Source organism: Flavobacterium johnsoniae, assembly GCF_001879205.1.
Classification (GTDB): domain Bacteria; phylum Bacteroidota; class Bacteroidia; order Flavobacteriales; family Flavobacteriaceae; genus Flavobacterium; species Flavobacterium johnsoniae_A.
In genome coordinates, this window is sequence record NZ_MLFK01000011.1 from 161036 (window position 1) to 174179 (window position 13144).

Annotated in this window: 9 protein-coding genes; 2 read left to right on the top strand and 7 right to left on the bottom strand. The window is 34.6% G+C overall.

The features are described from left to right. Window position 1: 1 nt before the first annotated feature. Entirely contained in the window at window positions 2-1063 is a 1062-nt protein-coding gene (locus BKM63_RS21455) for an HlyD family secretion protein (protein ID WP_071638633.1), read from the bottom strand. An 11-nt stretch (window positions 1064-1074) separates the two neighbouring features. Next, complete coding sequence (locus BKM63_RS21460) at window positions 1075-2415, bottom strand: TolC family protein (protein ID WP_071638634.1); 1341 nt, start codon at window positions 2413-2415, stop codon at window positions 1075-1077. Window positions 2416-2630: 215 nt separating this feature from the next. Here BKM63_RS21460 and BKM63_RS21465 point away from each other — a divergent pair, with 215 nt between their 5' ends. Next, a complete protein-coding gene (locus tag BKM63_RS21465; RefSeq protein WP_071638635.1) occupies window positions 2631-3023 on the top strand; it encodes a hypothetical protein in 393 nt (130 codons plus the stop codon). 125 nt (window positions 3024-3148) lie between these two features. On the opposite strand, the gene BKM63_RS21470 is transcribed toward BKM63_RS21465, so the two are convergent. Then, on the bottom strand, window positions 3149-4510 hold the full coding sequence (locus tag BKM63_RS21470) for a DUF1214 domain-containing protein (protein ID WP_071638636.1): 1362 nt from the start codon (window positions 4508-4510) through the stop codon (window positions 3149-3151). Window positions 4511-5163: 653 nt separating this feature from the next. On the opposite strand from BKM63_RS21470, the gene BKM63_RS21475 reads away from it, so the two are divergent. Next, window positions 5164-5943 (top strand): DUF4239 domain-containing protein, encoded by a 780-nt coding sequence (locus BKM63_RS21475; RefSeq protein ID WP_071638637.1) that lies wholly within the window; start codon window positions 5164-5166, stop codon window positions 5941-5943. A 384-nt stretch (window positions 5944-6327) separates the two neighbouring features. Here BKM63_RS21475 and BKM63_RS21480 read toward each other — a convergent pair whose 3' ends face one another. The 4 genes from BKM63_RS21480 to BKM63_RS21500 all read right to left on the bottom strand — a co-directional run bounded on the left by BKM63_RS21480 (window position 6328) and on the right by BKM63_RS21500 (window position 12968). Further along, on the bottom strand, window positions 6328-8268 hold the full coding sequence (locus tag BKM63_RS21480) for an OmpA family protein (protein WP_071638638.1): 1941 nt from the start codon (window positions 8266-8268) through the stop codon (window positions 6328-6330). Window positions 8269-8281: 13 nt separating this feature from the next. Next, window positions 8282-9199 (bottom strand): PorP/SprF family type IX secretion system membrane protein, encoded by a 918-nt coding sequence (locus tag BKM63_RS21485; RefSeq protein WP_071638639.1) that lies wholly within the window; start codon window positions 9197-9199, stop codon window positions 8282-8284. Between the two features lie 120 nt (window positions 9200-9319). Continuing rightward, window positions 9320-10576: a gliding motility-associated C-terminal domain-containing protein gene (locus tag BKM63_RS21490; RefSeq protein ID WP_071638640.1), complete on the bottom strand. Its 1257-nt coding sequence runs from the start codon at window positions 10574-10576 to the stop codon at window positions 9320-9322. A 541-nt stretch (window positions 10577-11117) separates the two neighbouring features. Next, window positions 11118-12968, bottom strand: a complete 1851-nt coding sequence (locus BKM63_RS21500; protein WP_242661210.1) for a collagen-like triple helix repeat-containing protein — start codon at window positions 12966-12968, stop codon at window positions 11118-11120. Window positions 12969-13144: the final 176 nt, after the last annotated feature.

Genomic DNA, 13144 nt, shown 5'->3' on the forward strand with positions numbered 1-13144 from the left:
TTTATTTTTTTACGTCAACCGTTACATTCATTCCTGGTTTCAGCTCTTCTAATTCCTTGGCAGAAGCCTCAAATTCAATTTTAACAGGGATTCGTTGTGTGACTTTTACAAAATTCCCCGTTGAATTATCAGGTTCCACCATCGAAAATTTAGCTCCCGTTGCGGGAGAAAAACCCACTACTTTTCCTTTAAATTCTTTTGAGTCAAGAGCGTCTATGGTAATGGCGACTTGCTGGCCAATTTTAATTTTTTCTATCTGAGTTTCTTTAAAATTGGCCGAAACCCATAATTTCTGATTCAGTACAATGGCAGCAATAGTTTGATTGGCATTGATAAGCTCTCCAATTGACAAATTGCGTTCTCCAACAATACCATCCGTTGGAGCAAGAATAGCAGTGTAAGACAATTGTAATTTTGCAGCTTCCAGATCTGCTTTTTTTCTGGCTACGGTTGCTTTGGCTGCTTCCAGATTAATATTACTTTGTCTGGTTATCGAACTACTTGCTTCTACCCCTTTTTGACCTGCTTTTAAATAAGCTTCTTCAGATTTTAATTTTGAAAGTACCTGATCGTATTGATTTCGTGTTACAGCTGAATCTGCATACATTCTTTTGAAACGTTCATAATCCTTTTGCGCTTTCTCAAGTCCGGCAAGGTCACCTGCCAGTTTTTCTTTTCCGGCAGCCTGATTAGATGTTGAAGTCGTTATGGTTTGTTCCATCGAATGCAAATTTCCTTCGGCTATAGACAGATCAGCTTCAGCTTGTTTTACTTTAATCAAATATTCCGAATCATCAAGAATCACAAGTGTATCTCCTTTATGAACTAACTCATTGGTTTCAAATCTAATTTCTTTAATATGTCCGGCTGCTTTTGCCGAAACATTACTTATATAAGCCTCAACCTGAGCATTATTTGTAGATTCATAAGTGTTGAAATCAAAAAATAAACTCAAAATCCATAAACCTCCAGCGATTAAAAAAATAAAAGAAAGAATCGTTAATACAGTATTTCTCTTTTTATCTTTCAGGTTGGCTCCCTTTGGTGCATTTTCTTCGCTCATACTATTTTTATTTAGAGTTTACCCATTGCGTACTGCAGGGAATAATATTGAATAATTAAATCCAGATTGGCATTAACAAGTGAAATTTTCGAGTTATTCAACTGCAATTCGGCATCAACCATCTCGCTAATTAAAGCAAAATCATTATCATACCTGCTTTTCACGATTTTGTAATTGCTCATTGATAATTCAACATCTTTCTTATAGGTTGTAATATTTTCTTTACTTTCAGCATATTTGATAAAAGCAGTTTTTACTTCCCGTTCAATTTGATCTTTTATGACATCCAATGCAATGTTACTTTTATCAATTTGCAATTTATCGCCTTGTATTCGATGCTTGATGGTATAAAAACTCGATAGGTCCCAATTGAGTGACACTCCGGCAGCCCAGAAATTAATAATATTGACATAATTTGGCCATTGCGCAGGGTATTCTGTATTTAGAATTAAGTTTGCATTTATATTGGGCCTGAACCCGCTTTTTGTAATACTTAAAGAGGATTCCGATACTTTAACACCTATTTCAGCTCGTTTTATTTCTTCTCGATTTTCATAGGCTTCTAATAAACTTTTTTGCAGATCTAATTTTTCCACAGGAATCATACTTGCAGTAACTTCTGGTTTTAGAATCGTATTTGTTGGAAGTCCGGTGAGTATATCCAGATAATTACTGAACAATTCAATATCATTATTATTTCTAAAAACTGAAACTTTAAAATTAGATTGCTGCAATTCGGTTCTAAGTAAATCACTTTTTAAATTTTGCCCATTTTCAACACGTGATTTCAATTGGCTAATTCGAAGATCTGTATTGAGGATATTTTGTTTGGTAACTTCAATTTGCCTATATAATTTTTCTAATGTAAAATAGTAACTTGTAATAGCACTTTTAACTTCGGCTTTTGTCATTTTAACAACTGATTCCTGCATTTGAGCAAAAAGTTTTTGCTGTTCAATTTTATTATTAATCGCACCACCGTTATAAATAGGCATTGATGATACTATATTGGCAAATGCCTGATGATTGTAGTAATCTACAGTAATGTTCTTTTCATAAAAACCTTCATATAACTTAGGGTCACCAATATAGGTGTATCCGCCACCAAGGCTCACTCGGGGAATTTTAGCGATTTTTGCCTGAGCAATATTTTCTTTGGCTATGGCAATATCGGCATCGGCTATTTTAATTTGTCTATTATTTTGAGTCCCTAATAACAGTAATTCTTCAAGTTTTACATTTTTTATATTACTAATACTTTCTTGTGCAGAACTTACGGAATAACTAAAACCAGCAAACACCAAAAATAAATAGTGAAACTGCAATATTTTATGTAAGAATTGATTTCTCATTTTTTATTTTTATACAATAGCGAAACAGCAACTATTAAAATTAAATATTTATCAACAAACCACTCAGATATTAAACGCATTAAACAATAGAGGCTTTATAAGTATAAATTATCTCTATAAAATTATGTTAAATTTCTCTAAAACAAACATTAAAAAACATTTCTTTTTATAAAAATAAATCACTAATATTGAGCAAATTATAAAAAAAAGACACTATGCTAATAGAACTTGCTTTAACAGGAAAATTTATTGTGGATATTGCCAAAAGATTAAAAAATGATAAAACATTTCGAACCTTGGGCTTTCTTCTTTTTGTACTTATTTTGGTGGGAACTATGTTCTTTTGGCTGGTGGAAGGTCTGCCTTTTCTAAAATCACTCGCTTATTCTGTGGGAACGCTCTCCATGAATAGTCCATATGATCATGAAATTAACTTTTCAACGATAGGGGTTGTTTTCAATATCATATACATCTTTATTGGAGTAGGTGTTTATTTAATTTTTGTTCTAGAAGCAGGAAGAACAATTATAGCTGCACACGAAGAATTCGAGAAGAAACAAGCGGAAAAAAAAGCACTGAAAAAAGCCAAAAAGGAAGCGGGATTTTAAAACAGAAAAGACCCGTTTTAGACATTTTGCATCTTACTGAAATATTATTAAAGCAAAAAGGCTTTTTTTACTTCATTGAAATTTAAGCTCTTTTTTCCAAAGAAAAAAGAACTTAAATCTTATCATTAAAGACTTTCTACATCAGGCAAAATCCATTTCTTTTCTAATATCGGCTTTTCCACTCCATAAAAACGAAAAACAAGTTCAAAGTTTTCATTTGCCCTGACTGGTATCCAATTTGAATGCAGCTCATCGGGGGGTTCTGGTCCAAAAAATATTGTTATAGTGCCGTCGTTCTTATTGATTCTTAAATCTTGACTTAATGAAGACCTGCTTGAATATGCGACCCCTTTTATATAACTATGCGTACTTCTGTTATAAGCTGTTACGGACCAATATTTATTTACTGGAACATCCGCCGGAAGAGTTAATTTATATCTCTGGCTGCCATCTAATTTATTGCCGTAACGATCACAAATCAAAAAAAGATAAAACTGGGATATGGTACTTTTAGTTCGTTTTAAACTTCCAAAACCCCAATAATAGGCTGCTGCCCTGGCATCAATAGGATAAATATCATTTTCTTTAAAACCCGAAAACCAAGAATTCAACAATGATGGATCGGCAGGGAAAAACCATTTACTGCTTTTATAAAAAGCTTTATAGCCTTCATACCGCTTGTCCAGATATTCTTTCGCATCAGAGACAGCCTCAAGTAATATTTTCCTCTTCTTTACATCAGGCGTAAAAGGTTTATCTTTCTCAATTCCAATTTCTTTAAGAATATCCACCATCAGCATGTCCCTTTCCAGCCACGGTTCTTCTTGCACAATTCTGTGCAGTGATTCAAAAAATGAAATATCATACTTAATTACAGCATCAAAATTTTTATCCGTTATATCAATATAACTAGTTGAATTCCCAACTTCTAAATTAGCCAAGGGGTATAGCTTAATTTGCTCCATGTAAATTATTGCTCTTGCAAGATCTATGTCTTTATCAGATTTGGGCATACATCTTAATAACGCATAACCCTGAGAATTTGGTGAAGATAAAACCGTGTACCCTGTAGGAACAGTATCTTTATAATTGGGAGGCAGAATTAGATAATGGGAACCATTACCCTGATCAGCACCATCTGTCCCGACATCTTCCAAAGGAAGCTGCCAACAAGTCATTATTGTTCCTAATATAGTAAATTCTGCTGCCTGTGGAATTTCCAATACTAGGGGACCAGAGATCATTGTATCAAAAAATACAAGAGCAAAGACAGCATCAGCATTTGGAGTTAGAAGCTGATTTTTCCAATTCCCGGGTTTGGTCGAATAGGCAATTTGATTATTAGATCCGCCAACGCTTAAAAATGCCTGATAAATTCTATCATAATTCACAGCAGGGATTCCCCAAACCACACTTTGTAAAGCCCTACTGTAAATTATTTTTTCGGAAATTTCATAAGGAAAATCTACCTGATTATTAGATGTCATATTGTAAAGATTTAAAAACGATAAATTATTTAATAATAATGCAATCCTCTGAATAGATACTACCTGTCTCTTAAAGTATAAACAGTATTTCTTCTAATTCCTATGATAAATTTTCATATTTCATTTTATGACTAAAGTCTTTTTCAAACTTTTCCCAATAAATTTCAGTAATTACCTTACTGCTAATATATCGGCCGCACATCATTTTAAATCGATCATCAAGCAATACAATATTTTAATCGATTCAATATATCGGCAAATTTTGAACTATATAACTCACAGGGCATACATAATTAATTAATTACTTGCTCAACTAAGTTACAAAAAATAATACTGCAAAATTTTAGTTCATGTTTCAAACTATAAAATGAAACGTATTCTTTTTATTGCAATTAAATAAAACAGAAAAAGAAATTGATTAATGACAAAAACTCAAATAAATTAAAATGGAAAAATAAATAGTAACCCCTTAAGAATTATGAACCTTCAATTTTTCTTTTTTTATTTTTACTGACAACAATTTTATTTACTTCCACTACACTCCATATCAAGAGTCTTAAAAAAATTAAGATACTAAATTACAAAGACGTAATTCTTCTTTTTTGTCTAAATTGGTATAATATTTTCAAAAAGGCAATCTAAAACCAAACAATATGGAAACAAATACACTAAATCAGACTGAAGCTTGGATAATTGCTCTGATGCTTTTTGCATTAATGCTTATTTCAAGTTTTGCTGGAAAACTCCTGGGAAATTATATTCGAACTAAAAAACATTCAGAAGAAAAATTAACTGAAACTTCAACACTCACTGCATTGCTTTTTTTCTTACTGGCATTTACATTTGGCATGAGTAGTGATCGCTACGATTCGAGAAGAAAAATTGTTGTTGAAGAAGCAAATGATATTGGTACTGCGATATTACGAAGTGATTTATACCCTGATTCAACAAGGAATTTATTCCGTAAAGATTTCGAAAAATATGTAGAAACAAGAATATCGTATTATAAAATAGGTGCAGATGTAAAAGGAATTTTAAAAGCTGACAGTTTATCTCAGGCAATTTCTGCGAAATTATGGAAACGCGCAACTGATCTGTCTAAAGACCCTTCCAATCTGGCAGCAACCCAGCAGATGATTCCTGCTTTAAACACAATGATTGATGTAACCACCTCACGTCTTTCTGGAGAGAAAGCTAAAGTTCCACAAAGCATCTTAGTTATGTTATTTTTTTTGGCAATGATAAGCGCATTTTACAATGGTTATTCTGAAGGTCTCAAAGGCAGAATTGATTGGTTGGTCCAAATTGGATTCTGTCTTTTGGTATCCCTGGTTATTCTATTTACATTAGACCTAGACAGACCTCGAAGAGGTTTTGTAAATTTAGATGGACCAAATCAAACCATAATAGATCTTAAAAAGAATTTTAAGTGATTTTTATTTCAATATCCAAAAAATATTGATCATTCTTTTTACTGCTTTCTCAACTGTAAGCATAAACCCTATCATCGGGATAGTCCTGCATTTAATAAATCAAGCCCTCCGACCATAATGATTAATCACGTCACTGCAGTCAAGAGGGCATGTCCATAAACATAATCTTCCAATTTTATGTTTACTATAAGAACTATGGCTGCCAAATTATTCAATCGAAACGATAATAAAAAATGTACTGCTGTCTTGACTGTAAGCATACCTGCATTTAATAAATCAAGCCCTCCGACCATAATGATTAATCACGTCACTGCAGTCAAGAGGGCATGTCCATAAACATAATCTTCCAATTTTATGTTTACTATAAGAACTATGAACACCAAATTATTCAATCGAAACGATAATAAATTCGCTTCTTCTGTTTAGTTGATGTTCTGCCTCATCACAAGAGACACTATCAGAACAATGATTCAATAACTGACTCTCGCCATATCCTTTTCCTTTCAATCTATTGGATGCAATACCATTTTTAATCAACCATTGTATTGTAGATTTAGCTCTTCTATCTGATAGTGCCATATTGTATTTTGCTGTTTGACGACTATCTGTATGAGAACGAACATCGATTTTCATCTTTGGATACTGCTGCATTACCGTTAAGATTTTTTCTAGCTCAATGGCAGATTCTTTGCGGATGAAGAATTTATCCAAATCAAAATAAATAATCGGAATATCAAGCGTTTTAGCCAAATCTGTCCCAATAGTTATTTGTTTGATTCGTTTTTCTAGTGGAATTTCAAGACTTGTCACCCCTGTTATGGTTTTTATTAAAACTGAGATTTCTTCGGTTTCATAATTTTCTTTAGCTGCTTTTACATAATAGGTTTTACCACAATCAACATTAAATTTATAAGCACCATCAGTTCCTGTTATGGCCTCACTTATTATTTTAAACTCATCATCTAGCAAAGTTACTTTTGCATTGTCCAGTATTTTTCCGGTTTCTAAATCAATAACAGTGACTTTTAATACTTGCCCGCAAAGGAGTTTTTTTGTTTTCGCAAATCGGTATATATCATCATCTCCTTCACCGCCTTCCCTATTGGAAGAGAAAAATCCAGTTTTATTCTCGCTATTGATAATTAAACCAAAATCATCCAGTTTGCTGTTTATTGGCTCACCCACGTTTTGCACTACGGTGAATGTTCCATCGTTATTTATTCCGCAAACAAATATATCTAGTCCTCCTAATCCTGGTCGTCCATCACTGGCGAAAAACAATTCGTTCTCTTTCGATATAAATGGAAAAGTCTCTCTGCCTTCTGTATTGATTGATGGTCCTAAGTTTTGTGGTTTACCATAGCTGCCATCGCTATTAATAGATACGCTATATAAATCTGATTGTCCCAGCGTTCCGGGCATATCTGAAGCAAAATATAGTTTTTTCTCATCTATACTTAACATTGGATGCGCAGTACTGTACTGATTGCTATTGAAAGGCAACTCCCTTACATTAATCCATTTATCTCTAACAAGTTCTGCTTTATATAGTTTTAATAAAGTAATTTTCTGGTCATCTTTACCTCTCTTACCATCTAGAAAGTTATTACGAGTAAAATACATTGTTTTACCATCTTTTGTAAAAACGGGGGTCGATTCATTAAATTTTGAATTGATTTTCTTTTCAAATCTTTCTGGTTTTCCAACTGTTCCATCAGCTTGTAATTCTGCTGCGTATAAATTGCTAAAGGGCTTATTGGTCCATTTGAATGTTTTTCTGGCAATACCTCCAGTATCTCTTGCTGAGGCAAATACAAGTTTATTATTTAAAAAAGCACTTCCATAGTCTGCTTGCTTTGAATTGATTCCGGCATCAGCTATTTCAAACCGCCCTGAATTAGCTTTTATTTGCTCAAGATAATTTTTATTATCTGCAAATAACATTCCTCTTCGATCGGTACTTATTTTTTTATTGAAGCTTTCAAGAATTTTATCCGCCTTAGTGTAATCCCCTATTGCTTTTAAGCATTGAGAATAGCGGTAATAATATTCCAATTCTTGTTCGGTATTCATTTCGAAAAGAGCATCAAACCATTTTACAGCCTTAATTAATTCGCCGTTAAAATAATAAGCATTGCCAAGCCTTTGAAACATTTTTTGGTCTTTATACCCCTTTACGGCTACCTTTTCATAGGTTGCAATAGCATCTACATAAGCGTACTGAAGATAATATATATCTCCTTTGGCCTCACTTACTTTTTGCGCGTTTCCTTTTACTGCTGTAAGTACTAAAAAAATAGTAGAAATTATATATTTAATTTTCATCTTTAATTAGGATTTAGAAGAATCTTGGTGAGGTTATACCACTATAATTATTAAAGAATTCATAACGCAGAAAAATTTCATGAGATCCAGAGTTATACTTATTTAAACGGGTTGTTTCATGATCATATGCATAGCCTATATACATTCCTTCTGTTACCTGAAATCCTGCCATAGCAGTCAGTGCCGCGCTCCATCTATAAGCCATCCCTACAACAAACTTGTCATTAAACATGAAATTGGCGGAGACATCAACCTGCAATGGCGCTCCCTCTACTATTTTAGTAAGCAGCGCTGGTTTGAATTTTACATATTGAGAATGATCTAAATCAAATACGTAACCAGCTATTAAATAATAACTGATCTTTTCTTTATAGATCGCTACATCATTATCACCATAATGGCTGCTTTCAATTAAACTGGGCACTGATAAACCGATATAAGCTGTGTTAGAATGCAAATAAACTCCTGCTCCAATATTGGGTGAAAATTTGCTCTTTAGGTCTTGAAATTGCGGATCCCCTTGTTGTTCAGCATTCAGCTTATTAATATCTAGATTGAAAAAACCAGCTGTAGCTTTGATTCCAAACGATAGCTTAAAGGTCTCAGAAGTGGGTATTGTATAGGATAAATCAGTCGAAAAGACACTCTCATTGGTTGGTCCAATTTTATCGTTTACAAATGAAATTCCCAACCCTAGATTACTATTATTTAGAGGTGTATTTAATGAAAAACTGCTGGTTTGTGGTGCACCATCCAGGCCGATCCATTGGGTACGATAAAGTCCAAAAACACTCATTGCTCCTCTTGAACCTGCATAAGCTGGATTTATATTAATCGTATTATACATATATTGTGTAAACTGAGCATCTTGCTGGGAGAATCCCACCAAACCAGTTAACATTAAAACCAATACTATTACTTTTGTTCTCATTTTATTAAATTTAACTCATGACACTATAAGTATCCACTCATTAGACAAATACAACTAAACCCCTAGTAAAACTTATACAATAATCAGGATTCTAAATTGTTGCTTAGTTTCTTAAATTGATTAATTTGTTAGGTATAAATACCCCGACTTTTTAATCATTGGATAACCTGCTGTTTTATTTTTGAAATTTAAAATATAGAAATAGGTGCCTGCAGGAAGTAATTCCCCTTTTGAAACAGTGGTTCTTCCTTCTGAATAACCTCTAAATACATTGCCATTAGAACCGTAGTTAGTCGTCTCAAAAACTTTTACTCCCCAGCGATTATAGATTTCAACGGTATTACCTGCTGAACAGTCTGATAATCCGTCAATTTTAAAATATTCGTTTTTATCATCTCCGTTTGGCGATACGGCATTATAAACAGTAATGGTATTACAAGGCAATACTATTAAGGATTCATCAACTCTGGCTGTGGTAAAAACATTATATCCTGAAACATTTACCGGCGTAGTGACTGTTTTATTTACGCTGTCAACAACTCCACCTTCGTCAACCCATAGGTTTTTACTGGCATCCCAGCGTACAATGTGTATATCACTTTGTGGAGCTGCCAATATGTACACAGGTGTGCTTGAAGACTCATCCCAGCTCAAGGTAAGCATAACATCTGAATTGCTCGAGGTTTTATCTAAGGTCCAATATTCTTGATTGTTGATAATACTGATCTCTTTTGATTTCTTAGTATGTGGATACAAGGAATTTGAGTTTTCATAAAAAAACTTACCTGTAAAGCTGCTTAACACTGCTTCTGGAGCCGAGATACCCGAAAATCGATATTTGTTCTTATCTCCTATCGGGTAAATAAAGGATTCATCTCCATTTTTTTGTACCTTACCATCTACATGGCTCTGATCATTAACATTGATAGGCTTGGCTCCATTCTCAAATATCAACAATCCTCCGAAATTGTCATCATCTAAAATTCCCTGCTGAAAATCTGAAGTTCCCGATATACTCACTTCATTTGAGAGATGAAAAGCCGGTTGTGCCTTGACATTGAAAAATTCTGCATCGTACCAATCCATCGGCATCTTTCCCGATATATCCTGAGAGCCAAAAAGTCCTCGCATATGCGTTGTACCTGTTGTCGCACCGGTAGAAAAAGTCACCAGACCATCATTATTATAATGACTGTACAGAAAAAAATCCCCGTCATTAAACAAATTACCGCTACTTTTATTATCCATGGCTCCTATTGTAGACATAATTGTCCCATTAGCAATGTACAAATCCCCCGTATTGACTGTTTGTGCAGGCAAGACACCGCTAAATAACAAAGCAGGTATAAAACATATATTTTTGATTTCTAATTTCATGATTTACTATTTTTAGATAAAACTTATAATTCTATTGCCTTTCAATTGCATATGTTTTATGCTGCTATTTAAACATTTTATAAAAAGTAACTATTAAACCTGATTGGCAACTCTGGGATTTCCCATCAACAATACACCTAGGGCATTGCTATCTATGTACTTAACAAGTAATTACTGAATTAAAATTAAGTACGTGTACAGATTGTCTGATCGTTATAAGGCATATTGCTGCTCCACTTGGCGTAAGTATTATTAGCGGAGAGGATACCCATTGTGTTACAAATTTGCTCGCATCGATAGTAAAACCTTTATGCCAAAGTGATAAGCCTGAAATAACATCACCGGGAGATTGACCAAAATCATAGGTAACAAACAACATAATAAAACAGGAGAAGTCTCACCATTATTTAAATAATTAATTTTGACATCTTTTGCATAGCACTTAGCGTAGAGGTTTTGAATTGGCATGGCTAATTCAAAACCAATATTTTATCTTTAGTTCTTAAATTTTCCGAAATTAAAGCCTTTAAAAGTTCTAATTTTACTTAATGGAAAATACAATATTCATAAAAGAATAACCCGTCGTATTGGTGCTTTTCACATCATAAGTTAGTACCCCATTAGCATCAATACTTACATTTTCAAATAATGCTGTGTCGTAATAAGTAATATAATATTCCAGTGCCGTTGCATCCAAAGTAGGGATAGATCCGCTTGCTCCGCTGCTACTTACTTGCGGTGTTCCAAATTGGTTTACATATTCTTGATGTAAATCTTTAGTCAAACCAGCTGTGATAGTAGAAACGTTAAAAACAATGGATGGCATATAGAAAAACTTCGGCATTACTGCATTCACTGTTTTTAAAACGCCATCTGCATCTGCAACTACTATCTTATCTGCTGCCGAACCTGCATTTAAATTTATTGTACGTATACTTACATTCCCATCATGAATATCTAATTTTTCTAAAGGGGCGTCTGTGCCAATTCCTATATTTCCTTCCCCTGTAATAATCATCCTGTCTTCTGCATTATTAGCACTTCCTCCGGGGGTGGTCATAAACTTAATAGGTGCGGACGTTGTGTTATTATTGGTAATAAAATTTAACCCTCTTGTGTCACCATAAGCTGTAACGTTGACAACATTTTCGGAGAAGGCCTGAATTATCAATCGCGACTTTGCGCCGTTCGTATCTAAATCTGCACTAATCAAGCTAAAATTTGCGGCTCCTGTTATACCTTCATGAGATAATGTTCCGCCAGAAGAAAATATAGTTCTTTCAAGACTTCCTTCAAAAGTAAGCGGATATGAGTTGTGCGTTAGGGTTCGAGCTGAATTAAGTGAACCATTTGCAGTGTAGATATTTTGAGCAGGTTTGGGAGCCCAGGCTGATGTTGTTCCATCCCATATCATCATGTCTCCATTAGAAATTCCTGGTGTAAACCCCAAAGTATAAGGGTTAGCTAAAGTTCCTGTTCCTGCTCTTATCAATCCGCCATTAATAGTTGCATTGGTTACCTCGTTGCCGATAACACCATCTACTTCTGTAGCTGTTAAACTTACGGTTCCTGTTGAAGCCACGCCATTTATGGTAGATACTAATTCATTATTACTATTAAGACTTAAAACATTTGTATTAATAATGCTAGCTGTAGGGCTTTCGCTATTAACAGTACTGGTAAGTATATTACCACTAGAGTTTAATGTGTGTGTGATGGTTTGAGGTGTAGAAGTTCCTGCTGGACCAATTGGACCAATAGGTCCGGTTAATCCTTGGATACCCTGCGGACCTGCTGGACCCTGTGGACCTGTCTGTCCTGCAATTCCAGGCACTCCAGTAGGTCCTGTATCTCCTGCAACTCCAGGCGCTCCAGTAGGACCTGCCTCACCTACGTCCCCTTTTAATCCTTGGATACCCTGAATACCTTGTGGACCTGCAACACCTGTATCTCCTTTCGGCCCCTTGATATTGGTCCATGTATTGGCTGTGGGGTTGTATACCCAGGTTCCGCTATCGTTGGTTACAATGGTAGTGCCTGCTCCTGGGTCGCCTGCTGCACCAGATCCTGGTATGCCTGGCATACCTGATGTACCCGGCATACCTTCCACTCCAACTACTCCGGCATCTCCCTTGTCTCCTTTTGGCACTTTTACAGTCACTGGAACACCACTTTCATTCGTATACGTAATAGTACCATTTCCATTATCTACCAGCGTCGTAATTGTTTCCGTACCAGACCCCATTCGATACCATTTGTTAACATACCAATAGTAATAACCTGGTGTGATATCAGCAATAGTTTGGGTATTAAAAACTAACAAACTATTTACATTACCACTAATAATAGTCGTAGTATCTATTGTACTGGTCAAAGAAATTCTTGGTATCAAGATTCCCTTATTTTCGGCAACGATATCTAATTGTGATGATGCATTGGGCAGGAGAGTTCCCACACCTACTTGTCCGTAACAACAAAAGCCTGCTCCCAGAAAAAGGAGTAATGAGTAATATTTTTTCATAAGCAAATTGTTTTAAAAATATTTTTTATAAATCAAGAATTAATAAA